21 protein-coding genes are annotated in these 25,093 nt (G+C 65.6%); 11 read left to right on the plus strand and 10 right to left on the minus strand.

Annotated elements, in window-relative coordinates; all coding sequences use genetic code 11:
• Positions 1-109 precede the first annotated feature (109 nt).
• Positions 110-931: an HDOD domain-containing protein gene (locus DK842_RS08870; protein ID WP_114061134.1), complete on the plus strand. Its 822-nt coding sequence runs from the start codon at positions 110-112 to the stop codon at positions 929-931.
• A gap of 1 nt (position 932) precedes the next feature.
• On the opposite strand, the gene DK842_RS08875 is transcribed toward DK842_RS08870, so the two are convergent.
• Entirely contained in the window at positions 933-2,588 is a 1,656-nt protein-coding gene (locus tag DK842_RS08875) for an AMP-binding protein (protein ID WP_114061135.1), read from the minus strand.
• 207 nt (positions 2,589-2,795) lie between these two features.
• Between DK842_RS08875 and DK842_RS08880 the strand changes: the two genes are divergently transcribed.
• Together DK842_RS08880 and DK842_RS08885 are read left to right on the plus strand one after the other, a co-directional pair.
• Positions 2,796-3,380, plus strand: coding sequence for a TetR/AcrR family transcriptional regulator (locus tag DK842_RS08880; protein WP_114061136.1), 585 nt, complete (start codon positions 2,796-2,798; stop codon positions 3,378-3,380).
• 79 nt (positions 3,381-3,459) lie between these two features.
• The gene (locus DK842_RS08885; RefSeq protein ID WP_114061137.1) at positions 3,460-4,323 is read left to right on the plus strand and encodes an NAD(P)-dependent oxidoreductase; all 864 of its coding nucleotides are present in this window, start codon (positions 3,460-3,462) and stop codon (positions 4,321-4,323) included.
• Positions 4,324-4,447: 124 nt separating this feature from the next.
• Here DK842_RS08885 and DK842_RS08890 read toward each other — a convergent pair whose 3' ends face one another.
• On the minus strand, positions 4,448-6,322 hold the full coding sequence (locus tag DK842_RS08890) for a ribonuclease catalytic domain-containing protein (protein ID WP_114061138.1): 1,875 nt from the start codon (positions 6,320-6,322) through the stop codon (positions 4,448-4,450).
• 117 nt (positions 6,323-6,439) lie between these two features.
• Between DK842_RS08890 and DK842_RS08895 the strand changes: the two genes are divergently transcribed.
• Entirely contained in the window at positions 6,440-8,035 is a 1,596-nt protein-coding gene (locus tag DK842_RS08895) for a GGDEF domain-containing protein (RefSeq protein WP_232538638.1), read from the plus strand.
• 88 nt (positions 8,036-8,123) lie between these two features.
• Here the strand turns inward: DK842_RS08895 and DK842_RS08900 are convergent, their stop codons facing one another.
• The 5 genes from DK842_RS08900 to DK842_RS08920 form a co-directional block, all read right to left on the minus strand.
• Positions 8,124-8,897 (minus strand): nucleoside-specific channel-forming Tsx family protein, encoded by a 774-nt coding sequence (locus DK842_RS08900; RefSeq protein WP_114061139.1) that lies wholly within the window; start codon positions 8,895-8,897, stop codon positions 8,124-8,126.
• Positions 8,898-9,142: 245 nt separating this feature from the next.
• The gene (locus tag DK842_RS08905; RefSeq protein WP_114061140.1) at positions 9,143-9,460 is read right to left on the minus strand and encodes an MGMT family protein; all 318 of its coding nucleotides are present in this window, start codon (positions 9,458-9,460) and stop codon (positions 9,143-9,145) included.
• Positions 9,460-10,110 (minus strand): MBL fold metallo-hydrolase, encoded by a 651-nt coding sequence (locus tag DK842_RS08910; protein WP_114061141.1) that lies wholly within the window; start codon positions 10,108-10,110, stop codon positions 9,460-9,462. Before DK842_RS08910 ends, DK842_RS08905 begins: the two co-directional genes overlap by 1 nt.
• A 67-nt stretch (positions 10,111-10,177) precedes the next feature.
• A complete protein-coding gene (locus DK842_RS08915; protein WP_114061142.1) occupies positions 10,178-12,088 on the minus strand; it encodes a B12-binding domain-containing radical SAM protein in 1,911 nt (636 codons plus the stop codon).
• 88 nt (positions 12,089-12,176) lie between these two features.
• Positions 12,177-12,533, minus strand: a complete 357-nt coding sequence (locus tag DK842_RS08920) for a carboxymuconolactone decarboxylase family protein (RefSeq protein ID WP_114061143.1) — start codon at positions 12,531-12,533, stop codon at positions 12,177-12,179.
• Between the two features lie 113 nt (positions 12,534-12,646).
• Between DK842_RS08920 and DK842_RS08925 the strand changes: the two genes are divergently transcribed.
• From DK842_RS08925 to DK842_RS08935, 3 genes are read left to right on the plus strand one after another with little or no spacing between them, the layout of a single operon-like run.
• Complete coding sequence (locus DK842_RS08925) at positions 12,647-12,967, plus strand: ArsR/SmtB family transcription factor (RefSeq protein WP_114061144.1); 321 nt, start codon at positions 12,647-12,649, stop codon at positions 12,965-12,967.
• Positions 12,967-13,395 (plus strand): YeeE/YedE family protein, encoded by a 429-nt coding sequence (locus DK842_RS08930; protein ID WP_114061145.1) that lies wholly within the window; start codon positions 12,967-12,969, stop codon positions 13,393-13,395. The genes DK842_RS08925 and DK842_RS08930 overlap by 1 nt, the downstream gene beginning before the upstream one ends.
• Positions 13,396-13,404: 9 nt before the next feature.
• Entirely contained in the window at positions 13,405-13,827 is a 423-nt protein-coding gene (locus tag DK842_RS08935; protein WP_114061146.1) for a YeeE/YedE family protein, read from the plus strand.
• 123 nt (positions 13,828-13,950) lie between these two features.
• Here DK842_RS08935 and prfA read toward each other — a convergent pair whose 3' ends face one another.
• Positions 13,951-15,027 carry a peptide chain release factor 1 gene (gene prfA / locus DK842_RS08940; protein ID WP_114061147.1) on the minus strand — a complete coding sequence of 359 codons (1,077 nt, stop codon included), beginning with the start codon at positions 15,025-15,027 and terminating at the stop codon, positions 13,951-13,953.
• On the minus strand, positions 15,027-16,280 hold the full coding sequence (gene hemA, locus DK842_RS08945) for a glutamyl-tRNA reductase (protein ID WP_114061148.1): 1,254 nt from the start codon (positions 16,278-16,280) through the stop codon (positions 15,027-15,029). The genes prfA and hemA overlap by 1 nt, the downstream gene beginning before the upstream one ends.
• A gap of 401 nt (positions 16,281-16,681) precedes the next feature.
• Here hemA and DK842_RS08950 point away from each other — a divergent pair, with 401 nt between their 5' ends.
• A complete protein-coding gene (locus tag DK842_RS08950; protein ID WP_114061149.1) occupies positions 16,682-19,240 on the plus strand; it encodes a TonB-dependent receptor in 2,559 nt (852 codons plus the stop codon).
• 73 nt (positions 19,241-19,313) lie between these two features.
• Here the strand turns inward: DK842_RS08950 and DK842_RS08955 are convergent, their stop codons facing one another.
• On the minus strand, positions 19,314-19,772 hold the full coding sequence (locus DK842_RS08955) for a GNAT family N-acetyltransferase (RefSeq protein WP_114061150.1): 459 nt from the start codon (positions 19,770-19,772) through the stop codon (positions 19,314-19,316).
• A gap of 98 nt (positions 19,773-19,870) precedes the next feature.
• On the opposite strand from DK842_RS08955, the gene parC reads away from it, so the two are divergent.
• The 3 genes from parC to DK842_RS08970 are packed head-to-tail and all read left to right on the plus strand — an operon-like array spanning position 19,871 to position 25,081.
• Positions 19,871-22,222, plus strand: coding sequence for a DNA topoisomerase IV subunit A (gene parC / locus DK842_RS08960; protein WP_114061151.1), 2,352 nt, complete (start codon positions 19,871-19,873; stop codon positions 22,220-22,222).
• A complete protein-coding gene (locus tag DK842_RS08965) occupies positions 22,222-23,772 on the plus strand; it encodes a sensor histidine kinase (RefSeq protein WP_114061152.1) in 1,551 nt (516 codons plus the stop codon). The genes parC and DK842_RS08965 overlap by 1 nt, the downstream gene beginning before the upstream one ends.
• Positions 23,765-25,081: a sigma-54-dependent transcriptional regulator gene (locus DK842_RS08970; protein WP_114061153.1), complete on the plus strand. Its 1,317-nt coding sequence runs from the start codon at positions 23,765-23,767 to the stop codon at positions 25,079-25,081. Before DK842_RS08965 ends, DK842_RS08970 begins: the two co-directional genes overlap by 8 nt.
• The last annotated feature ends 12 nt before the right edge of the window (positions 25,082-25,093 follow it).

A 25,093-nucleotide genomic window follows, 5' to 3' on the forward strand; every position in this document is an offset into this window, starting at 1 on the left:
CGAACTTGGCCGCCTCTGCCGGACCGGCGGAGGAAGTGGAGCAGCTTTACTCTTCCCGGCCCGATTGCCTAAGCTCAAACCTGCGCAACCGGCAAGCGGGAGAGCATCGATGCAGGTGGGGGAAATCTTCGACAAGGCTTCGGGCAGGCTGCCCATGGTGCCCAAGGTGGTGCAGGAGCTGGTGGCCAGCTTCCACCGCTCCGACGTCAACATCAACGAGATCACCGAGATGGTGATCCATGACCAGGTGCTGAGCGCGCGGGTGCTGCGGCTGGCCAACAGCGCGCGCTTCGGCAGCAGCCGCCGGGTGGGCTCGCTGGACGACGCGGTGATCCTGCTGGGCTTCGACAATCTCAGGGTGCTGGTGATCGCGTCCGGCGTCACCGGCGCCACGCTGGGCATCAGCGGCTTCGACATGCAGGCGTTCTGGCAGCGAAGCTTCGCGATGGCCAACACCGCCAAGCTGCTGGCCAAGCTGGTGGGCATGGACACCCAGCTGGGCTATACCTGCGGCTTGCTGGCCAATATCGGCGAACTGGTGTTGTACGTGGCGGTGCCGGAACAGGCGCAGCAGATAGACCGCATCGTCGCCGGCGGCGCCGATCGCATCGCCACCGAGCGCATGCTGCTGGGCCTGGACCTGACCGAGCTGGGCGCGGAGCTGGCGCGGCGCTGGAATTTCCCGGACGAGATTCAGGAAGCGATCTACCGCCAGCACGACCTGCTGAACGAAGACGCCTCGCCGTTCGCGCTGCTGATCGGCCTGACTTCCTTCATCGTGTCCGGCTTCCGCCACGGCATGAGCGCAGAGGACATGCTGGCCAGCCTGCCGGAGCGGGTGCTGGAGCGGCTGACGCTGGACCGCGAGCTCATCGCCGACGCGATGGAGCCGCTGCGGCAATCCAGCACCCTGGTCGACGATCTGTTCTAGCTCAGGCCGGCTGGCGCAGCTCGCGCCGCAGGATCTTGCCGACGTTGGACTTGGGCAGCTCGTCGCGGAATTCGACGTGGCGCGGCACCTTGTAGGCGGTCATGTTGTCGCGGCAGTGTTGCAGCAGCGCTTCCGCCTGCAGCGCCGGGTCCCGGCGCACCACCACGATCTTCACCGCCTCGCCGGTGCGCTCGTCCGGCACGCCGATGCAGGCCACCTCGCGCACGCCGGGATGCTGGGCCACCACGTCTTCCACTTCGTTCGGGTACACGTTGAAGCCGGACACCAGCACCATGTCCTTCTTGCGGTCCACCAGCTTGAGCAGGCCGTCTGCGGTGCGCACGCCGATGTCGCCGGTGGCGAAGAAGCCGTCGGGGTGGAACACCTTGGCCGTCTCGTCTGGCCGCTGCCAGTAGCCGGCCATGATCTGCGGCCCGCGGATGCAGACCTCGCCTGGCTCGCCGTCCGCGACGCGGCGGCCGGCGTCGTCGCGCAGCTCCACCTCGGTGCCGGGCACCGGCATGCCGACGGCGCCGGTGTAGCGCGCGATGCCCAGCGCGTTGACCGATACCAGCGGCGAGGCCTCGGTCAGGCCGTAGCCCTCCAGCAGCGGCAGGCCGGTCAGCTGCTGCCAGCTCTCGGCCACCGCCTGCTGCACCGCCGCGCCGCCGCCTATCGCCACCCGCCAGCGGCTGAAGTCCAGCTTGGCGAAGCCGGGGTGGTGGACCAGCGCGTTGAACAGGGTGTTGACGCCGGTGAAGGCGTTGACCGGGTGGCGCGCCAGCTCCGCCACCAGCCCGTCCAGATCGCGCGGGTTGGTGATCAGCAGGCTGTTGCCGCCCAGACGGGTGATCAGCAGGCAATTCACCGTCAGCGCGAACACGTGGTACAGCGGCAGCGGCGTGGCCACCAGCGCCTGTCCCTCGCGCAGCGCCTCGCCCAGCACCAGCCGGGCCTGCTCCACGTTGGCCAGCAGGTTGCGGTGGCTCAGCATCGCGCCCTTGGCCAGGCCGGTGGTGCCGCCGGTGTATTGCAGGATGGCCAGCGCGTCCGGCGCCAGCCTGGCGTCGCGCCAGCGCGCGGCGTCGCCGCCGGCCAGCGCCCGGCGGAAGGGAATGGCGCCGGGCAGATGGTAAGGCGGCACCCGTTTCTTCACGCGGCGCACCACCGCGTTGACCAGCCAGCGGCGCGGCGCGGGCAGCATGTCGCCGACGGAGGCGACGATCACGTGCTGCAGCGCGGCGCCGGCGCTTGCCTGCTCCACCACCTGGGCGAAGTTTTCCAGCACCACGATGGCGCGGGCCTGGGAGTCTTCCAGCTGGTGCTTCAGTTCGCGCGCGGTATAGAGCGGGTTGACGTTGACCGCCACCAGGCCGGCGCGCAACACCGCGTACAAGGCCACCGGGTATTGCAGCAGGTTGGGCATCATCAAGGCCACCCGCTCGCCGGCGCAGAGGCCCAAGCCGCGGGTCAGGTAATCGGCCAGGCGGGCGCTCTGGCGGTCCAGCTCCTGGTAGCTGAGATCGCGTCCCATATTGTGGAAGGCGATGTGCTTGGGAAAGCGGGCGACGGTTTGCGCCAGCATTTCCCCCAAGGAGGCGGCCGGCAAGGCGTCTATCCGATCTGGGGTGGCCGGGTGGCGGGCGAAGTCCTGCATGTTTCCTCCTGCGTGTGCGGCGGGGGCCGCCTATATGGATCTTGTGATGCCGTACGAGTGCGAAGCGGCAGTTCGCAAAATAATGCAATGTCATTTCCATTTCAATCGGACGTCCGTCTGACAGGCAGGGAGCAGGCAGCAGGCGCTTGCCGCGGCGAGGCGATGCCGATATGATTTGGAATCATCGTTCCAGAATATTTTGTACGCATGAGACCCAAGGAGTTCGACGAAGACGCCGTGGCCGACGCCGCGATGCGCGTGTTCTGGCGGCGCGGCTACGCCGCCACTTCCATCCAGGACCTGGTGGACGGCACCGGCCTGTCGCGCAGCAGCTTGTACAACGCCTTCGACAGCAAGCATGGGCTCTACTTGCTGGCGCTGAAGCGCTATGGCGAAGTGGGTGCGGCCAACGCCGCGCGCCTGATGGCGCCGGAGCCCTTGCGGGAGCGGCTGCGAGCGCTGTTGATGCGGGTGGTGGAGGACGAGTTGCGGGAGCAAGCCGGCCCAGGCTGCCTGGCCGCCAACGCCGCGCTGGAGGCGGCCGGCCGCGATGCGGCGGTGGACGCCGCGCTGGCCGAGCATTTCCGCCAGCTTGAGGCCGCCTTGCTGCAAACGCTGACTGAGGCGCGCGACGCGGGCGAGTTGCCGGCCGCGCGCGAACCTCAAGCGCTCGCCCGTTTCCTGATGTGCACCATCCAGGGCCTGCGCGTATTGGGAAAAGGCACGGCGCGCCAGGACAGGGAGGCGCGGCTGAACGACGTGGTGGAGGTGGCGTTGTCCTGCCTGGCGTAAGCCAGGCGGCGCGCGGATTTTTTTTGCCCATTTTGAAACGATCATTCCAAAATTTATCGGCACACATGAGGAGAAAGACATGAGCCAAGCCCAACCCGCCGCCATCGCCGTGCTCGGCACCGGCATCATCGGCGCCGCCGTGGCGTGCAACCTTGCCCGCAAGGGCTTCGCCGTCCGCGCCTGGAACCGCTCGCCGGACAAGGCGCAGGCGCTGGCCGCCGACGGCGTGGCGGCATGCGCGGCCGCGGCCGACGCGGTTCGCGGCGCCGATGTGGTCATCACCGCCGGCAAGGACGGCGCGGTGGTGGCGGAGGCCATGCACCAGGCAGAGGCCGGGCTCGCGCCGGGCCAAATATGGCTGCAGCTGGCCACCATAGGCCTGGACGCGACCGCCGATCTCAGCGCCTGGGCGACGGCGCGCGGGCTGGTTTTCTACGATGCGCCGGTGGTCGGCACCCGTCAGCCGGCCGAGACCGGACAGCTGGTGATGCTGGCCGCCGGCCCTCTATCCCATCGCGAAACGGCGCAGGCCGCATTCGACGCCATCAGCCGCCGCACCGTCTGGATTTCCGAACGACCGGGCGACGGCAGCCGGCTGAAGCTGGTGATCAACAACTGGGTGCTGGCGCTGACCCACGGCGCGGCGGAAACGCTGGCGCTGGCGCAAGGCTTGGGACTGGACCCGGCCTTGGCGCTGGAAACCATCGCCGGGGGCCCGCTGGACGTGCCTTATCTGCAGTTGAAGGGCAAGGCGATGCTGGCCGGGGATTACACGGTCAGCTTCAGCGTGGACAACGCCGCCAAGGACGCCGGCCTGGTGCTCGCCGCGGCGGAGGCCGCCGGGGTCAGGATGGACGGCGCGGCGGCGGGGCTGGCCCGCTTCCAGCGCGCCATCGCCGCCGGCCACGGCGGCAAGGACATGGCGGCTACCTTCCTCGCCTGAGAGGCCAAGCCGACCCCTGATGCCGCGTCGCAGACGCTTGGCCAGCGGCGCCCAATCCAGGCAAACAAAAACCGCCGGGCCTTGCGGCGCGGCGGTTCGCTTTTCAGCATCGGAGCAAGCGGGCTCAGCCCTCTTCGTCTTCCAGGTCTTCTTCCACATGGTCCAGGCGGCCGATGTAGCGCAGCTCCACCTCCTGGGTCAGCAGGTCCACCTTGACCACCGACAGCTGGATGCGGTCGCCGCGGGCCAGTTCCGGCAGGCCCGGAATGCGCAGGCGCAGCGGCAGGCCGTCGATGCGGACCAGGTCTTCCTTGATCACGGCGGCGGTCGGCTCGGTGATGTTTTCCTGCTGCAGATACTTCAGGCACCAGTAGTATTCCATCTTGTCCTGGAAGGACAGATAGCCGCCGTAGGTGGCGTCGAAGTCGCGCAGGATGGCGAACAGCATGGCGTCGCCCTGGGCGAACTGCGGCTTTTCGCCGCGGATCATGGACGCCAGCTGGCGCTGGTTGATGAAGTCGCTGGCGCGGCGCAGCGGCGAGGTGCTCCAGGCGTACTGGGCCACGCCCAGGCCCGTGTGCGGCTCGGGGCGGGTGGTCATGCGCACCTTGCCCATGCTCTGGGCGCGGTACATGGCCGGGATGTCGGCTTCGGCCAGCATCCGGCCCCATTCGCTGTTGGCCAGGATCATCAGCTCGGACACCAGCTTGTCCATCGGCGCGCCGCGCTTGCGGATGGTGATGGACACGATGCCGTCGGCCACGTCGATGTTGTAATCGTGCTGCACCGGGCGCGTCGGGTCGTATTTGCCGCGTCGCTTCTCCAGCGCCTCGGCGAACTGCCACAGCCAGACCAGCTCGCGCTTGAACGGGTAGTCGACGCCCGGATCGTTGGCCAGCGTCTCCTCGTTGAATACCTGTTCCAGTTCGGCGTGGCGCAGGTTGGCGCCGATATGCACTTTCTCGATGCGGTTCTCGAACGCGATCGGCTCGAATTCCGGCGTCACCTCGACGTACAGCGAGAATGCCGGGCAATCCCGCCCTTCCTGCAAGGTGAAGGCCTGCACCACATCGTCCGGCAGCATGGTGATCTTGTCGCCGGGGAAATAGGCCGTGGACAGCCGCGACAGCACCATTTTCTCGATGTCGGAGTCCAGCGGCACGCCCAGCGTCGGCGCGGCGATGTGGATGCCCACGCGCTTGTTGCCGTTGGGCAGATCCTCGACCGACAGCGCGTCGTCGATCTCGGTGGTGTTGGCGTCGTCGATGGAGAAGGCGCGCGCGCTCGATACCGGCAGCTCCGGCGGCTCGCTCGGCGGCGCGTATTTGCCGAAGCCTACGCCTCTGGGGAAGAACTCCATCTGGAAGCCGGCCATCAGGTAGTCCGGCACCGACGGAATGCCGCCCACCTTGTCGGCCAGACGCAGCGGCGGCAGATTCAGCTCGCGGCTGGCCTGGTCGAAGGCCTTGAATTCCAGCGTGTTTTTGTCGGGTTTCCACAACAGCTGCATCAGTTGCGAGCGGATGGCTTCCGGCAGCGAGCCGGCTTTCAGCTCGCCCACCCAGCCGTCAATCTGCTCCTGCTCGCGCTTTTTGCGCTCGATGCCGGCCAGGGCGGCCTGCAGCGCGTCCTGCGGCGCCTTCTTGTAGCGGCCCTTGCCCTTCTTGTAGAAGTACATCGGCGCGCCGTGCAGGCGGCTGATCAGCGCCGCGGCCTCCACCGCGGACGGCTCGTGGCCGAAGTAGTCGGCGGCCAGATCCTGGTAGCCGAATTCGTCGTCGGGGCTGCATTCCCACAGGAAATCCAGGTCGATGTCGGCGGCCAGCTTTTCCGTCGCCGGCAGAAAATCCGCCAGCGGCGAACTAAACTCCAGAAAGACGTTGGCGCTCTTCAGTTTGGCGCGTTTGCCGTGCTGGGTGTCCACCTGCAGGCTGGCGTCGCTGCGCGACACGATGCTGCCAACCTTGAAATTGCCGCTCTCTTCGTAAAAAACGTTCATCAAAACTTGCCAGGCCGTTGAATTTAAGGGCGGATTATAACAGTTCGCCCAGGCGGCAGAGCCACAAACTTCGCTGCCGCGACAGCGGAATTCAACAGGAAACGGAAGCCGCACCCGATGAAACAGGCCGCGTCCATCCATCCTGGCCAGCGCATCCATCTGGCGAGGGAAATCGACCGCATCGGCTACATGCTGGTGTCGCGCTGGGAGCGGCCGCTGGCCGCGCATCTGTTGTCGCTGGTGACGCGGATGGAGACGCTGGTGCGCACGGTCAGCCTGAACGAGCTGGCCAAGGAGGCGCGAGCGTTGGCGGCGCTGCTGGAGGAATGGCTGCGGCAGCCGGAGGCCCTTCCGTCGGAACAGGAGCGCTACGGCGAGCTGCGCCACCAACTGGGCGTGGTCAGCCAGTTGGGGCTGATGGAGCGCCAGACCGGCCTGGCCAGCCTGGACGCGATGCTGCCGCTGGATGAGCCGCCGTCGCAGCTTTACATGTGGCTGCCGGAAGGATTGGATGACGGCCGGCTGCAACGGCAGCTGGCCTGTTTCGGCTTCGAAGTGACGGTGCTGTCGCAGGCGGCCAAGCTCGCCAAGGCGCTGCAAAAACAGGTGCCGGCCGCAGTGGTGGCCTTCGCCGACTTCACTCACAGCGACCCGGTGCTGCAGCTGGCGCAGGCGATCAGCAGCAATTGCCCGTTGGTGATCACCTCGCCGCGGCGCGATTTCCCCGCGCGGCTGGAAGCGGTGAGGCTGGGCGCCAGCGGCTTTCTGGATTGGCCGCTGCAGGCCAACCAACTGGTGGACATGCTCAGCTTCGGGGACATCGGCGAGCGGCGAGACCCCTTGCGGGTGCTGATCGTCGAGGACATGGCGTCTTTGGCCGGACTCTACACGCGGGTGCTGGCGGCCCATGGCGTGGAGGCCGTCAGCGAGACCAATCCGGAGAAAGTGCCGGAGCGGATCGAGCATTTGAATCCTGACCTGATCCTGCTGGACATGTACATGCCGCAGTGCAACGGCATCGAGCTGGCCAAGGTGATACGCCAACAGCGGCTGCTGGACGGCATACCCATCCTGTTTTTGTCGGTGGAGAAGCGGCAGAACGTGCAGCTGGACGCGCTGACGCTGGGCATCGACGGCTTCCTGACCAAGCCGGTGGCGCCGGAAGAGCTGGTAGTGACGGTGGTGAACCGCGCGCGCCGCTACCGCAAGCTGCGCTCTTACATCGCCAACGACAGCCTGACGGGCTTGCTCAACCATTCCCATTTGCATGGCCAGCTGGAGAGCGCCATCCTGCGCGCGCGCCGCGCCGGCCAGCCCTTGTCGCTGGCGATGCTGGACCTCGATTTCTTCAAGCAGGTCAACGACAGCTACGGCCATCAGGCCGGAGACGAGGTGCTGCTCAACCTGGCGCGCTTCCTGAAGGAGAGGCTGCGGCGCACCGATCTGGTGGGGCGTTACGGCGGGGAGGAGTTCGCCATCGTGCTGGCGGGCACGCCGGCGGACAAGGCGCGGCGGATGCTGGACGCGTTGCGACAGGATTTTTGCCTGCTGGAGCAGGGCGCGGGGGCGCGCGCGTTTCGCCAGTCGTTCAGCGTCGGCATCAGCTCGCTGGCCAGCGCCGACAGCGCGACGCAGCTGGTGCAGCAGGCGGATGAGATGCTGTACCGCGCCAAGGCGGCGGGGCGCAACCGGGTGGAGGCGCAGGAAGGCTAGCCAAACAAAAGCCCCCGCGGAGCGGGGGCGTTCAAGCGGCGGCCGGGCCGCCGATCCGCCTTCGAGAGGAAGGCGAAGAGTCCATCAATTACTTGATGTTGTACTTGATCGAGTAGATCACGGCATTTTGGTAGGCGGAGCTGCCCAGCTTCTGGTCAGCGTAGCGGTACTGGATGCCGGTGGTGACCGCTTTGGTAGGGGTCCACCACAAGGCGATGGCACCATTTTGGCCAACGCGGCTCTTGTAGTTTTCGGCGAATTTCTTGTCGCGGTTCAGCTCGGTTTCATGCCATTGGGTCAACATCAGATTCTGGCCGAAGGCTTGGAACGGATAGAGCATGACATAGCCAGTCATGTAGCCGTTGTTGCCGGAACCCTTGCCGTTGGAGTCCAGCTGATTGTGAACGCCGAAGAACGGTTTGATGCTCAGCGCGCCGAAGCTCAGATCGGTGCCCAGACCCAGAACGCGGTTTTGGGTAAAGAAATGATCATAGCCGCCGAAGCCATTGCCGCGGGTATCGTAGATATGGCCGTACAGCTGCACCGGCACGCCGCCGATTTCAGTCATGTTGTAACGGCCGACTACTTTGGTGGTGAAACGGCGGTCGCGGCCTTGAGTGTTGCCATTGCCCTTGCCCGGATTCTCGATGTCGAAGAAACCGTACAGTTCGCCCCACTTGGCGCCCAGGCCGCCTTCGGCTTCCAGGTAGCCAAAATCTTGCTTATAAGATTGCTGAGTAGTGCGATCCGACCAGTCCAGCCAGTTGGCGCTGACGTTTGCGAAAGAGTATTCACCACCGGCGTGAGCCAGTGCGGAGGCGGCCACCAGGGACAGGGCCAGCAGCGACTTGCGAGTATTCATTGTTTCACCAGACTATTTTCGTGTAGTAAGCATCCGACAGGCGTCGGCGAGCGCGCGCAGATTAGACGCAGAAATAACCTTATGCAAACAATTTGTCATTGATCTGTCGCTTTTCTGCAAAGAATCTTGGAATTGTTGTAATTGGATGACAGAAGAATTACATACTGTTGCCATAATGCCACATGGAAATAATTCCACGTGAAGATAAGTATCTGAGCAAGCGCCGGTTTCTGGTTTGTTTCAGGTCAAACCACCGCGTCGGGCCAACCGAAAATCCGCAGATCCACTTTGCCGCTGGCATTGAATTCCACCCCCTCCTCCTCCAGCAGCAAGCGCTGCCAATCGGCATGGTGGCTGCCCGGCCGGGACGGTCTGCCGCCGGCGCCCAGCACCCGGTGCCAGGGCGCGGCCACGCCTTCCGGCAGGTTGCCGAGCAGATGGCCGACATGGCGCGAGTGACGGGGATAGCCGGCCCGTTCGGCCAGCGCGCCGTAGGTGGTGACGCGGCCGGGCGGCACTTCGGCCAGCAGCGCCAGCACCCGGCGGGCGAAGTCGGGGGGCATCAGCGGTAGCGCGGGTCGGCGACGTAGGGATTGCCGCGCTTCTCCGCGCCCAGGGTGGTGAACGGGCCGTGGCCGGGGATGACCACGGTGTCGTCCGGCAGGACGAACAGTTTTTGCTGGATCGCGTCTATCAGCTGCTGATGATTGCCCATCGGGAAGTCGGTGCGGCCGATGGAGCCCTGGAACAGCACGTCGCCGGCCACCAGCACCTTGGCCGCCGGGCTGTGGAACACCACGTGGCCCGGGGTGTGGCCGGGGCAGTGGATGACGTTCAGCGTCTCCTCGCCGACGGTGACCGTGTCGCCCTCCTCCAGCCAGCGCTGCGGGGTCAGCGGCTCGCTGCGCGGAAAGCCGAACATCTGGCCCTGGGTGGGCAGCTGGTCCAGCCAGAAGCTCTCGCTGCGTTCGGGGCCCTCGATCTCCACCCCCAGCCTTTCCGCCAGTCTGGCGGCGCCGCCGGCGTGGTCGATGTGGCCGTGGGTCAGCAGCAGCTTCTCCACCGTCAGGCCCTGGCTGTCCACCCAGGCCTGGATGCGGTCGATGTCGCCGCCGGCGTCGACGACGGCCGCCTGGCGGCTGGCGTCGCACCACAGCACGCTGCAGTTCTGGGCGAACGGGGTGACCGGGATCACGTGGTATTTCAGGGCCATGGCATTGCTCGCGGCGGAATCTCAATCCGCCATTTTGTCACGGCCGGCGTCGCTTGGGGAGCGCCGCTTACTGGTACAGCGCGCGTTCGATGAAGTGGCGCGGCACCTTGGGCTTGGGCACCCGCGCGTCGAACCAGCCGCGCACGTCGCCATCCAGGCCGATGCCGTGCATGAAGTTGTACAGCGCCTTGTTCAGCGCCTTGCCCATCAGCTCGTGGTCGGTGCCGGTGGGGTCGATGAAGCCGACGTCGTTCTTGGCGAAGTCCCCCTTGGGCAACGGCACCAGCTGCACGCCGTATTCTTCCGGATTCTGTCCCACCGGCGAATGCACGGTGCAGGCGAAGCGGTGGAAGAAGCCGGACTGGATGCAGCCGTTGTCGAACAGCTGGCGCACGTATTCCAGCGCGTCCACCGTGTCCTGCACCGTCTGCGTGGGGAAGCCGTACATCAGATAGGCGTGCACCAGCACGCCAGTCTCGGCGAAGCCGTGGGTGACGCGCGCCACCTGTTCCACCGACACGCCCTTCTTCATCAGCTTGAGCAGCCGGTCCGAGGCCACTTCCAAACCGCCGGAAATGGCGATGCAGCCGGACTCGGCCAGCAGTTGGGCCAGCTCCGGGGTGAACGACTTCTCGAAGCGGATATTGCCCCACCAGGAGATGGAGACCTTGCGCCGCAGCAGTTCCTCGGCCAGCGCCTTCAGCATCTTCGGCGGCGCGGCCTCATCGACGAAGTGGAAGCCGGTCTGGCCGGTTTCGGCGATGATGGCTTCGATGCGGTCCACCAGCAGCTCTGCCGACGCTGTCTCGTAGCGCGAGATGTAGTCCAGCGTCACGTCGCAGAAGCTGCATTTCTTCCAGTAACAGCCGTGGGCGATGGTCAGCTTGTTCCAGCGGCCGTCGCTCCACAGCCGGTGCATCGGATTGAGCATGTCCAGCAGCGACAGATAGCGGTCTATCGGCAGGCCGTCCCAGGTGGGGGTGCCGGATTCGGAGAACGGCACGTCGGCTTCCTGCATATTGACGTAGCGCACCGCGCCGTCCTGACGCAAGAAGGTGCGAGAGAGCCGGCTGACGCCGCGCTTGCCTTCGAGGTGCTCCATCAGCGCCAGCAGCGGCTTCTCGCCGTCGTCCAAAGTCACGTAGTCGAAGTAGTCGAACACCCGCGGCTCGGCCAGCTCGCGCAGCTCGGTGTTGACGTAGCCGCCGCCCAGGCAGATTTTGATCTCCGGCCGATGGCGCTTGATGGTCTGGGCGATGCGGAAGGCCGCGTACACCGCGCCCGGAAACGGTACCGAGACCAGCACCAGCTGCGGCTGGTGCTGGTCCATGGCCGCTCGCGTCAGCGCGTCCAGGGTGTCGTCCACCCAGTTGGGCGCGGCCGCCAGCGCCTTGGCCAGCGGATCAAAGGTGGGCTGGGACAGCGCCAGGGATTCCGCGTAGCGGACGAACTCGAAGCGCGGGTCCACCGCCTCGCGCAGCACGTCGGCGATATCGTTCAGATACAGCGTGGCCAGGTGGCGGGCGCGGTCCTGGGTGCCCAGCGCGCCGAAGGCCCAGGCCAGCGGGTCGCCGCCGTCCGGATCGTCCGGGTCCACGTACACGTCAAGCGCGGCGAAGCGCGGCCCTTCCGGCAGGTAGTTGCGGCCGGCGATGCGGTAGGACAAGGTGGCGTCGCGGCCCTGCAGAAAGCCGATCACCGCGTCTATCGTCGCGGCGTAGCGATCATAAGAGATGTCGAACTGCATCATGCAGTCCGTGCGCTGGCGCATCGGGATGCGCCGCACGTGCTCGCGCAGCGTGGCCATGCCCTCTCTCGAGAACAGCTTCAACACCAGCGCCAGCGCCAGATCCTCCTGGAACGCGGCCACGCCGCGCGAGCGCAGGAAGCCGGTCAGGTAGGCGGTGGAGGGGTAAGGCGTGTTCAGCTGCGTCATCGGCGGGATGAGCGACAGCACGCGCAGGGAGCTGGCAGACATGGTGCGTGAAATCCGGGCGGTGGTTCAAAAAGCATAGCCGGGCGTAGGCCCGGCTGCGTGCGATTGTCCCACAGCGGACGATGCGAGACTAGGCGGTCTTGGCGCTGAACTGCTCGAAGGCGGCCAAAGCGTTGGCGGAATACATCAGCGACGGGCCGCCGCCCATGTAAACGGCCATGGCCAGCGTCTCCTCCACTTCCGTCTTGCTGGCGCCCAGCTTGACCAAGGCTTGGGCGTGGAAGCCCAGGCAGCCGTCGCAGCGCGCGGCCACGCCCAGCGCCAGCGCGATCAGTTCCTTGGTTTTCTTGTCCAGCGCGCCGTCGCGGGTGGCGGCGCGGGCCATGTCGTTGAAGCCCTGCATCACTTCCGGCACGTCGGCGCGCAGCGTGGCCAGGTGCTTGGAGATGGCGTGGGTCAGTTCCGGGTAGTTGACTTCGTGGCTCATGCTCGGGACTCCTTGTCGAAATGAGGCGGCTGTTCCGCCGACCAAAAAGGTTTATTGATTTATATAATATCAATTGATATATTGAAGTCAAGCCGTTCGCCAGAGAGTCCGCCATGAATCCAGTTTCTCCCAATCTCGTCCAGATGCGCGCCGCCGCCGGCCAGGCCTGCGGCCTGCTGCGCGCGCTGGCCAATGAAGACCGCCTGCTGCTGTTGTGCCAGTTGAGCCAGGGGGAGCGGTCGGTGGGCGAGCTGGAGGAAAGCGTCGGCATCCGCCAGCCTACGCTATCGCAGCAGCTGGGCGTGCTGCGCGGCGAAGGCCTGGTAGCGACCCGCCGCGACGGCAAGCGCATTTATTACTCGGTGGCCGACGCCAACGCATTGGCGGTGCTGGCCACGCTGTATCAACGTTTCTGCCCCGGGGAGGATGCCTGATGAGCATAGACTGGAGCCTGTTCACGCCGTGGAGCGCCTTGGCCGGCGGCGCGCTGATCGGCCTCGCCGCCGCTTGGCTGATCCTGTTCAACGGCCGCGTGGCCGGCATCAGCGGCATCGTCGGCCAATTGCTGGCGCCGGGAGAGGACAAGGACTGGCGACTGGCTTTCGTCGCCGGTCTGGTGTTGTCGCCGTGGCTGTACCGGCTGTTCGCCGCGCCGCCGGCCATCCAGCTGGATGGCCGATGGTGGCTGTTGATCGTGGCCGGACTGCTGGTCGGCTACGGCAGCCGCATGGGCTCCGGCTGCACCAGCGGCCACGGCGTATGCGGGCTGGCGCGGCTGTCGCCGCGCTCGCTGGCGGCGACGCTGGCCTTCATGGCCGCCGGCTTCGCCGCGGTGTGGCTGACGCGGCATTGGATGGGATAGGAGGTCAAGATGAAGCTTGTCAGCGCGTTTCTGGCCGGGTTGATCTTCGGCTTGGGTTTGATCGTGGCCGGCATGGCCAATCCGGCCAAGGTGCTGGGTTTTCTGGATATCGCCGGCCGTTGGGACCCGTCGCTGGCGCTGGTGATGGCGGGCGCCGTCGCCGTGGCGCTGCCGGCGTTCGCTTTGGCGAAGCGGCGGGATCGCGCGCTGCTGGGCGATGAAATGCAATTGCCGGCGGCGCGGCGCGTGGACCGGCGTCTGGTGCTGGGCAGCCTGGTGTTCGGCGCGGGCTGGGGGTTGGCCGGCGTTTGTCCGGGGCCGGCGCTGGTGCTGGCGGGCGCGGGTTTGCCCGGCGGGTTGCTGTTTCTGGCGGCGATGCTGGCGGGGATGGCGTTGCAGGGCTGGAGCGGGCAAAAGAAAAGGCCACGCTAGGTGGCCCCAAGTTTCGGAGAAAAAAATCCTTCCGGCACGGCGGTCCGGATGGACTGGGCCGCGCGAGCGACCCTCTTTTTCAGCCGATGATTCTAACGCCGACCAAGGCGCGCGGCAATCGCTTCAATCGCCCAGCGCGGCCAACAGCTCGGCCTGCTGCTCGGCGATCAGCGCGTCGGTCAGCTCCTGCAGGTCGCCGTCCATCACGTAATCGAGCTTGTACAGCGTCAGATTGATGCGGTGGTCGGTGATGCGGCCTTGCGGGTAGTTGTAGGTGCGGATGCGCTCGGAGCGGTCGCCGGAGCCGATCAGGCTCTTGCGCTCAGCCGCTTCCTTCTGGTTTTTTTCGCGAAGCTGGATGTCGTAGATGCGCGCCGCCAGCACCTGCATCGCGCTGGCTTTGTTGGCGTGCTGCGAGCGGCCGTCCTGGCACTCCGCCACAATCCCCGTCGGCAAGTGGGTGATGCGCACCGCCGAGTCGGTCTTGTTGATGTGCTGGCCTCCGGCGCCGCTGGCTCTGAAGGTGTCGATGCGCAGGTCGGCCGGGTTCAGCACCACTTCGGCGATCTCGTCGGCCTCGGCCATCACCGCCACCGTGCAGGCGGAGGTGTGGATGCGGCCCTGGGTTTCGGTGGCCGGCACGCGCTGCACGCGGTGGCCGCCGGATTCGAACTTCAGCCGCGAATACGCGCCCTGGCCCACCAGCCGCACGATCACTTCTTTGTAGCCGCCCAGATCGGACTCGCTGGCGGAGACGATCTCCACCTGCCAGCGGTTGCGCTCGGCGTAGCGGGTGTACATGCGCAACAGGTCGGCCGCGAACAGCGCCGCTTCGTCGCCGCCGGTACCGGCGCGCACTTCCAGGAAGATGTTCTTGTCGTCGTTGGGATCCTTGGGCAGCAACAGCTTTTGCAATTCAACGTCCAGCGCCGCCAGCTTGTCCTTGCCTTCGGCGATTTCCGCTTGGGCGAATTCCTTCATTTCCGGGTCGGCCAGCATCTCTTCGGCGGCGGCGATGTCGCCCTCGCACTGCCGATAGGCGGCGAAGGTTTCCACCACCGGCGTCAGCTCGGCGTGTTCGCGGGTGAGTTTTCTAAAGGCCTCCATGTCCTGGGTGGCCGTTTCGCTGGCGAGCAGGTGGGTTACCTCTTCCAGACGGTCGGCCAACTGGGCGAGCCTGGCCGCGATAGACGCTTTCATTACGACTCCGGGTGTAAACGGTAAAGCCGCGCGATGGTTTGAACCTGCGCGTCATGCTCCGCGCCGCTGCCCGAGGACAGGGCCTGGGTCGGCGGGTGCATCAGTTTGTTGGTCAGCTGGACGGACAGGGCCTCCAGCACTTTTTCCGGCGCGTCGCCGCGCGCCAGTTGCTTCAATGCGCCTTCCAGCGCGTGGCGGCGGGCGCGGTCGGCCTCGTCGCGCAGCGCGCGGATCAGCGGCACCGTCTCGCGTTTTTTCAGCCAGTCGGAAAACTCGGCGACGCGGGCCTGGATGATGGTTTCCGCCTCTTCCGCGGCGTTCTGCCGCGCCTCCTTGCCCACTTCCACGATGCCGGCGATGTCGTCGACGCTGTACAAGAACACGTCGTCCAGCGTGCCCACCTCAAGTTCGATGTCGCGCGGCACGGCGAGGTCCAGCATGAACATCGGCCGGTGGCGGCGCGCCTTGATCGCCCGCTCCACCATGCCCTTGCCGATGATGGGCAGCTGGCTGGCGGTGGAGGTCACCACCACGTCGTAGCGGGCCAGCGATTCCGGCAGCTCGGCCAGCGTGATCGCGTTGCCGCCGAATTGCTCGGCCAGCCGCTGGCCGCGTTCCAGCGTGCGGTTGGCCACGGTGATACAGGATGGATTGCGCGCGGCGAAGTGGGTGGCCACCAGCTCGATCATCTCGCCAGCGCCGACGAACAGTACGTTCAGTTCGGCGATGGACGGAAAGATCTGTTCGGCCAGCTTCACCGCCGCCGCCGACATCGACACCGAGCTGGCCCCCACCGCGGTGCTGGAGCGCACTTCCTTGGCCACGGCGAAGGTGCGCTGGAACAGGCCGTTCAGCAGCGTGCCCAGCGTGCCGGCGTGTTCGGCGCTGCGCACCGCGTCCTTCAGTTGGCCCAGGATCTGGGTCTCGCCCAGCACCATCGAATCCAGCCCGGACGCGACGCGGAAGGCATGCCGGGCAGCCTGCGACGCTTCCAGCCGATACAGATAGGGTTCCAGTTCGGTCCGGTTCAGCCCGTGGAACTGGCACAGCCAATCCAGGGCCGCGTGCGGGTCCGGGCTGCTGCAATAGATCTCGGTGCGGTTGCAGGTGGAGATGATGGCAGCCTCCCGCGCCGCCTGCGAGGCCAGCAGACTTTCCAGCGCGCGCGGCAGGGTATCGGCTGAAAACGCCAGCTTTTCCCGTATCGACAGCGGAGCGGTGTGATGGTTGAGTCCGAAGGCAAGCAGATGCATGGGCGAATGGCGCCGCAGACGAAAACAGGACATTTTAGCCTAAGTCGCCGGCGCCGTCCCGCGGGGCGTGGCGAAGATGCGCGCCGCAAGCGGATGCGGCGGCCACCTGGCAGGAAGGCGTGGGGCGGGCCCCCCGATCATGACAGCTTGTTGTTTTGTTGACACATTGCCGGGGAGCTGCAGCGGATCGATTCATATAGAAACACAATTGTCATCAATGAATTAACAGATTCGGCGGCTCCGCTCCGGGGGAGATGCGAACCAATGATCGGCAAATGATTTGCCATTGACATGTTTTAATGCCATTTTCATTTCTTCCGCAATGTTGCAGCGATGTGACAACTGCGGTCCAGATTTGCGCCCATGCAGCGCAAACACCGAGATGAGCAAAGGGAAATGAGATGAGAGTCAAGACTCTGGCCCAGGCGATCGCCGCGATCGGCCTGATGGGCAGCGGCTTCGCGCACGCTGCCGACGATAACCAATTGGAACGGGTGACGATCACCGGCTCCAACATCAAGCGCAGTATCAAGCAGGAAAAAGCGCTGCCGGTCACTATTCTGAAGACGGAAGATCTCGCCAAGCAGGGCCTGACCACGGTCGAGCAGGTGGTCAATAGCATTGCTGCAAACCAGTCGACGCAAGGCGCTTCCTACGCGGTGGGCGCCTCCACCGGTGGCGGTTCTTTCGCTAGCTTGCGTGGACTAGGCAACCAGTACACGCTGGTATTGCTGGATGGCCGCCGCATGGCTAACCAGGCTATCGACGGCACCTCGGCCGACCTTAACGCTATCCCGTTGTCGGTAATTGATAGGGTGGAGGTACTGCTGGATGGCGCATCCGCGATCTATGGCACCGACGCTATCGGTGGAGTGATGAACTTCATCACCAAGAAAAGTGTCAAGGGTTTGAATATTGGCGGAAGCTTCGCCAATCCTCAGCACGGCGGAGGCGATGAGAAGCGCCTCAATGCGTCCTATGGCTTCGGCGATCTGGGCCAGGACGGTTTCAACGTCTACGGCGCGATAGACTACCTGAAGCGCGATGCCGTGATGGCGAGCCAACGCGACTTTTCCAACAAGATCACTGCCGATACCGGCAGCAGCCCGAACGCTTGGCCGGGCAATTACGTGGACGGTGTGACCAAGACGTGGAAGAGCTCGAATACGGCGTGCCGCCCGCCGTACTCCCAGTTGGTTGATGGCATCTGCAAGGAGTACTACTCGCTTTATCCGGCGTTGTCGCCTGAGGTCGAGCAGGTTTCCGGCATTGTGCGCGGCACCAAGCGTTTGGGCGACAACCACGAGCTGTCGCTGCAATATACACGCACCGAAACGATTACCACCTCGCAAAACGCGCCGCTGCCAACAGGCGGCGAGATCACCCGGGCCAATGCGGTCGATCCGACCAAGCGCGATCTCCTTTATGTACGCACGGTGCCGCTTGGAAACCGCGAAACCGAGGCGAACTCGGTTACCCAGCGATTGCAGGTCAATCTGGAAGGCCTGGTGGCCGGCTGGGACTATCGCGCAGGTATCGGCCGTTCGGAAAATCTGGTGAAAGAGACGTTGACGTCCGGCTATGTCAGCAAATCCCGGATGCAGGCAGCAGTGGATGGTGGCGCATTGGATCCATTCGATTTGAGCGGCAATAACCTGGCGGCCTGGCGCGCGGTCGGCATCACCGGCCAGACCAAGGAGGCCAAGTCCACCATCGACATGGCCGACGCTAAGATCAGCCGAGAGCTGTTTCAATTGCCTGCCGGCATGGTCGGGGTTGCTTTAGGGGCCGAGGTGCGCCGCGAAAGTTTGAGCACGGTCTACAACAAGGCGATCACCCGCGACGCGCTCAGCACCGGCCAGAGCAAGACAGAGGACTCGATGGGCAGCCGTTCCGCCTATGCGGTTTTCGGAGAGGCGGATATCCCGGTGCTGAAGAATCTGGATCTGCAGCTCGCTACCCGCTACGACCATTACAGTGATACTGAAAGCTCGTTGAACCCCAAGGTGGCGTTCAAGTTCCAGCCCGATCCAAAAGTGATGTTCCGTGGCTCTGCCAGCAAGGGATTCCGTGCGCCGTCGCTATACGACATCTATCGACCCAACCAGTTGCAGTTGACCGGCACCAAGTTCGTCGACGCCGCCGCTTGTCCTAGCGGCTCGCCGCTGCCTGGCACCGATGGCACGGGTTGCAGCAAAATGCAGCGGGATAAGCGGGTGGGCGGCAACAAAAACCTGAGCCCGGAAAAGTCTTCCTCGCTGTCGCTGGGAATGGTGATCGAGCCAACCAAGGACTTCACCGCCAGTGCGGACCTGTGGTGGACGATGATCAAGGACCAGATCAATATTCTGGACGAAACGCTGATCCTCAACAATCCGGCCAAGTATGCTGACCGTTATGTGCGGGACGCCAACGGCAACTACCAGTACATCATTGACGACATTTCCAACCTGGGGAACATCAGCGCCTCCGGCGTGGATTTGCGCATGAGCTGGACGCTGCCCAAAACCTCGCTCGGCACCTTCATGGCGACGCTGGACGGTACCTATCTGGCCAAGTACGCGTACCAGAACGAAAAAGGTGGCGATTATACCAACAGCGTGGGGCGCTACGTGGACGCTGGCCCCAATTTCCGCTGGCAACATAATCTGACGCTTAGCTGGATGCGAGGAGCCTGGAGCGCGATCCTGTCGCAGAACTATAAGTCCGGCTATACCGATCAGAACGCTTCGGACAATTCCAAGGGCAGCAACCACATGGTCAAGCCCTACTCCACCTGGAATGTGTCCGGCACCTACGCTTTCAACAAACAGTTCACGGTGACTGCGGGGATCAAGAATCTGTTCGACCAGGAGCCACCGTACAGCAATCAGCAGCGGCTGACCCAACAAAACTATGATCCGCGCTTCACCGACCCGATCGGCCGCAGCTTCTTCCTGAAGGGCGCGTACAAGATGTAAGCCTGTTTCATCGACCGATGAAGAACAAAACGGACAGCTGGTGTGCTGTCCGTTTTTCATCGCGTTGCGCCGCTCATCCGCGCCGCATGTCCACATGCAGTATCCCGCCGTCGTCGTATGGCTCCGACACCGGTTCGAAGCCGAAGGCCGAGTACAGCGCGCTGGCCTCCACCTGGGCCGACAGCATGATGGGCTGGCCGGGATAGTGGGCCCGGCACTGCGCCACCGCCTGCGCCATCAGCGCCTTGCCCATGCCTTGGCCGCGGGCTTCCGGCGCCACCACCACCCGGCCGATGGCCGCCGCGTCCGGGTATTTTTCGCCCGGCGCGATCAGCCGGGCGTAGGCCAGCAGCCGGCCGGCGTCGTCGCGGCCGGACAGGTGCAGGCAGTGGGTGTCCACGCCGTCCACGTCGCCGTAGATGGACTGCTGCTCCACCACGAATACCTGGTCGCGAAGCTGCAGCGCTTGGTACAGCGCGCGCGGGGTGAAGTCGTCGAAACCGTGGCAGTGCCACGCTATCCTGTTTGCCATAGTAGAATCCCTCCCATTACCGGCTCGGTCGTCAGCGATGCTATAGCATTTAGCCCGAACGCGCGCCGCCATCCAGATCAAGACACTAGCATTTATATATGAACGACCACGATCTCTTCGATTCGCCGGCTCCGTCCGGCGACCTGACGCCGCCGCCTCCGGCCGCGCCGCAAGCCGACAGCGGCGACTGGATTCCGCTGGACCTGTACGCCGAGCGCGCCTACCTGGAATACGCGATGAGCGTGGTCAAGGGCCGGGCGTTGCCGGAAGTGGCCGACGGCCAGAAGCCGGTACAGCGCCGCATCCTGTACGCGATGCGCGACATGGGCCTGGTCCACGGCGCCAAGCCGGTGAAATCGGCGCGCGTGGTCGGCGAAATCCTCGGCAAATACCACCCGCACGGCGATAGCTCGGCCTACGAAGCGCTGGTGCGGATGGCGCAGGACTTCACCTTGCGCTACCCGCTGATCGACGGCCAGGGCAACTTCGGCAGCCGCGACGGCGACGGCGCGGCCGCCATGCGTTACACCGAAGCGCGGCTGACGCCCATCGCCGAGCTGTTGCTGTCCGAGATCGACATGGGCACGGTGGACTTCGTGCCCAACTACGACGGCGCCTTCGACGAGCCCTCGCTGCTGCCGGCCCGCCTGCCCATGGTGTTGCTCAACGGCGCGTCCGGCATCGCGGTGGGCATGGCGACGGAGATTCCGCCGCACAACCTGACCGAAGTCGCCAACGCCTGCCTGGCCCTGCTGGATGACCCGACGCTGGACACCGCCGCGCTGATGCGATACATCCCCGGCCCGGACTTTCCCGGCGGCGGCCAGATCATCACCCCGCAAGCCGACATCCAGTCCGCCTACGAAACCGGCCGCGGCAGCGTGCGCGTGCGCGCCAAGTGGGAAATCGACAAGCTGGCGCGCGGCCAGTGGCGCGCCATCGTCACCGAGCTGCCGCCCGGCTCCAGCGCGCAGAAGGTGCTGGCGGAGATCGAAGAGGCCACCAATCCCAAGCTCAAGGCCGGCAAGAAACAGCTGTCGCAAGACCAGCAGAACCTGAAGAAGCTGATGCTGGACCTGCTGGACCGCGTGCGCGACGAATCCGACAGCGAAAACCCGGTGCGGCTGGTGTTCGAGCCCAAGTCCAGCCGCCAGGACCCGGACGAGTTCATGAACATCTTGCTGGCGCAGACCAGCCTGGAGGGCAACGCCTCGCTGAACCTGGTGATGATAGGCCTGGACGGCCGCCCGGGTCAGAAGGGCCTCAAGCCGATTCTGAGCGAATGGATAGACTTCCGCCGCGCTACCGTCACCCGCCGCCTGGCGCACCGCCTGGCCCAGGTGGACAAGCGCATCCACATCCTGGAAGGCCGGATGATCGCCTTCATCCATATCGATGAAGTGATCCGGGTGATCCGCGAATCGGACGAGCCCAAGCCGGACCTGATCAAGGCCTTCGGCCTGACCGAGATCCAGGCCGAGGACATCCTGGAAATCCGCCTGCGCCAATTGGCGCGGCTGGAAGGGTTCAAGCTGGAGAAGGAGCTGTCCGATCTGCGCGAGGAACGCGAAGGCCTGCGCCACATCCTGGACACCCCGGACGCGCTCACCCGCCTGATCCGCGACGAGATTCAGGCCGACGCCGCCAAGTACGGCGACAAGCGCCGCAGCGAGATCAAGGCCGCCGAGCGCGCCGTGCTGACCCAGACCACCGCCGACGAGCCGGTGACGCTGATCCTGTCGCAAAAAGGCTGGATACGCGCCCGCGTCGGCCACAACGTGGAGCTGGAAACGCTGAGCTTCAAGGACGGCGACGCGCTGGCAGCGGCAGTGGAAACGCGCACAGTGTGGAACGCCATCGTGCTGGACCACAACGGCCGCGCCTACACCATCGATCCGGCCACGGTGCCGACCGGCCGCGGCGACGGCGTGCCCGTCGCCTCCCTGGTGGACCTGCAGGACGGTGCCAAGCCGGCGCAGCTGATCTCCGGCCCGGACGACGCCCGTTTTGTCGTCGCCGGCAGCGGCGGCTACGGCTTCATCGCCAAGATCGCCGACATGGCGGGCCGGGTAAAGGCCGGCAAAGCCTTCATCACCCTGGACGCGCAGGAAACGGTACTGGAGCCGGCGCGCCTGCCCGCCGCGCCGCTGGAGCAACTGCAATTGGTGGCCGCCAGCGACAGCGGCCGCCTGCTGGCCTTCCCGGCGGCGGAGCTGAAGGAGCTGGCCAAGGGCCGCGGCCTGATGCTGCTGGCGCTGGACGAGGGCGCGCGCATGACGGCCGTCGGCCTGGTGGCCGGCGACAAGGCGCTGCTGTCCACCACCTCGGTGCGCGGCAAGGTGGCGGATGAGAAGATCGCGCTGGAAGAGTTCCTCGCCAAACGCGCCAAAAAGGGCAAGCTGATGCCCAAGAAGTGGCTGGTGGGGGCCATCCGGGAGCTGCCGATGTGATGCGCCGGACAGCCCTGCCGCAAACGCTGAGTCCCCGCGCCGCGCTGCTGTTCGTCAACGGCTTCCGCGGGCTGTTGCTGCTGGTGCTGTTCACGCTGTCGCTGCTGTCCGGCGGCGACGGCCTGCCGATGATAGAGGGCGGGCCGCGTTTTTATCTGTGGAGCGGCGTCTATCTGCTGCTGATCGCGGTCTGGTTCCTGGTGCGCGAGGGACGGCTGGGACACACGCTGCAACTGACGCTGGCCATCGCCGCCGACATCGCGATGATGGTGTGGCTGATGGCGATGAACGACGGCATCCATGGCGGCTTCGGCCTGCTGCTGCTGCCTTATCTCGCTGCCGCCGGCCTCCTGTCCACCGGCCGTTACGCGCTGTTCTACGCCGCTATCGCCACGCTGGCGCTGCTGTGCTATTCCGGGCTGGAGCACTGGCTGGGACTGGCCCGCCCCTCCGATCTGTCTTATAGCGCCCTGCTCGCCTCCGCCTGTTTCGTCACTGCCATCGCCACCTGGCAGTTGGGCCGGCTGGCGCGCGCGTCGGAGGCGCTGGCGGTCCAGCGCGGCGGCGAGATCGCCAACCTCAACCACCTGAACGAACTGATTCTGCAAAGCCAGCGCGACGCGGTGGTGGTGTTGGACGAGGATGGCCGGCTGCGCCAGTTCAACCTGCAGGCCGAGCGTTATTTCGCCGGCCTGCAGCGCGGCTCGCCGTTGCCGGAGCTGTTGCCGCTGGTGCGGCGCTGGCGCGATGACGGTTGCCCGGCGCTGGCCACCCTGGTGCAGCAGAATGTGCGCGGCCGCCAGTTGGTGGGGCGGCTGGTGCCGGTGCCGGTAGGCGAGCTGCGCGGCGTGGTGCTGTTTCTGCGCGATATGGCGGACATGGCCGAGGAGGCCAAGCGGGTGAAGCTGGCGGCGCTGGGGCGGCTGACCGCCAACATCGCGCACGAGGTCCGCAATCCGCTGTCGGCGATACGCCACGCGGCGGATCTGCTGGCCGAGGACGAGTCGGACCCGACGCGATTGCGCCTGTTCGGCATCGTCCAGGACAACACCCGCCGCATCAACGGCATGGTGGAGGATGTGCTGACGCTGGGCCGACGCGACCGCGTCCGGCGCGAGGCCATCGAACTGGCGCCTTTCGTCGGCCAGTTGCTGGAGCAGTTTTCGCTGTCGCATCCCGGCGCCGCCGGCGCGGTGGCCTGCGAGCTGAGCGATGGTTGCCGGCTGAGTTTCGACCGCGACCACCTGGCCCAGATACTCGGCAACCTGCTGGCCAACGCCTGGCGGCACGGCAGCCGCGGGCCCGGCTCGGTGCGGCTGCAGGCCGGCGTCGCCGATAGCGTGTTGATCCTGCGCGTGATAGACGATGGCCCCGGCGTGTCCGAGGCCGATCAGGCGCGGCTGTTCGAACCCTTTTTCACCACGGAAAGCGCCGGCAGCGGCCTGGGGCTGTACATCGCCCGCGAGCTGGCCGAAGCCAACGACGCGCGGCTGGACTACAGCCCGCCCGGCGGCGTGTTCCGGCTGATATGCCATCAGGCCCATGACTAAGACTCTGCGCGTATTGATCGTCGACGACGAGCCGGACATCCGGGAACTCTTGGAGCTGACGCTGTTGAAAATGGGCCTGGCTCCGGTTTGCGCCGCCAACGTGGCCGAGGCCAAGGCCGCGCTCGACGGCGGCGGCTTCGACCTGGCGCTGACCGACATGCGGCTGCCGGACGGAGATGGCCTGGATGTGGTCAACCATATCGGCGAACGCGGGCTGGACCTGCCCATCGCCGTGATCACCGCCCATGGCAGCGCCGACAACGCGGTGCGGGCGATGAAGGCCGGCGCCTTCGACTACCTGCAAAAGCCGGTCAGCCTGGCGCAGTTGCGCAGCCTGGTGAAGAGCGCGCTGAAAGTGGAGGTCCCGTCTGCCAGACCATCCGCGCGGCAGCGGTTGCTGGGCGAGTCGCCGGCGATACAGGAGGTGTTGCGGCTGGCGGAAAAGCTGTCGCGCAGCCAGGCGGCGGTGTCTATCGGCGGCGAATCCGGCACCGGCAAGGAACAGGCGGCGCGGCTGATCCACGAGCTGGGGCCGCGCGCGGACAAGCCCTTCGTCGCCGTCAACTGCGGCGCGATCCCGGAAAGCCTGATGGAGAGCGAGTTCTTCGGCTATCGCAAAGGCGCCTTCACCGGCGCCGATGCCGACCGCGACGGTTTCTTCCAGCTGGCGCAAGGCGGCACCTTGTTCCTGGATGAGGTGGCCGAGTTGCCGCTGGCGATGCAGGTGAAGCTGCTGCGCGCGATCCAGGAGAAGGCGGTGCGCAAGCTGGGCGCCAGCCAGGAAGAGGCGGCGGATGTTCGCATCATCTGCGCCACTCACCGCGATCTGGCGGCGCGGGTGGAGGCGGGGCAGTTCCGCCAGGACCTGTACTATCGCCTCAATGTACTGCCGCTGCGCATGCCGCCGCTGAGAGAACTGCGCGACGATATCCCGCTGTTTGCCGATCGCTTGCTGCAGCGTTTCGGCGGCGCGTCCGCGCCGCGGCTGACTGCCGACGCGCGCCGCGCGCTGCAGGACCACGCCTACCCCGGCAATTTCCGCGAGCTGGAAAACATCCTGGAGCGCGCGGTGGCCTTGGCCGCCTCGCCTTCGCTGTCCCGCGACGATCTGCAGCTGACGCCCTGCGTCGAATACAGCCCGGAACCCGGTAGCGGCGAACCGCTGCAGGACTACCTTGACCGCGTCGAGCGCGAGGCCATCGTCAAGGCGCTGGAGGGCACCCGTTACAATCGCACCCAGGCCGCGAAGAAACTGGGCGTCACTTTTCGTTCCTTGCGTTACCGGATGGAGCGGCTGGGGGTGAAGTGACGAACGCTGGCG

The organism is Chromobacterium phragmitis (assembly GCF_003325475.1).
GTDB lineage: Bacteria > Pseudomonadota > Gammaproteobacteria > Burkholderiales > Chromobacteriaceae > Chromobacterium > Chromobacterium phragmitis.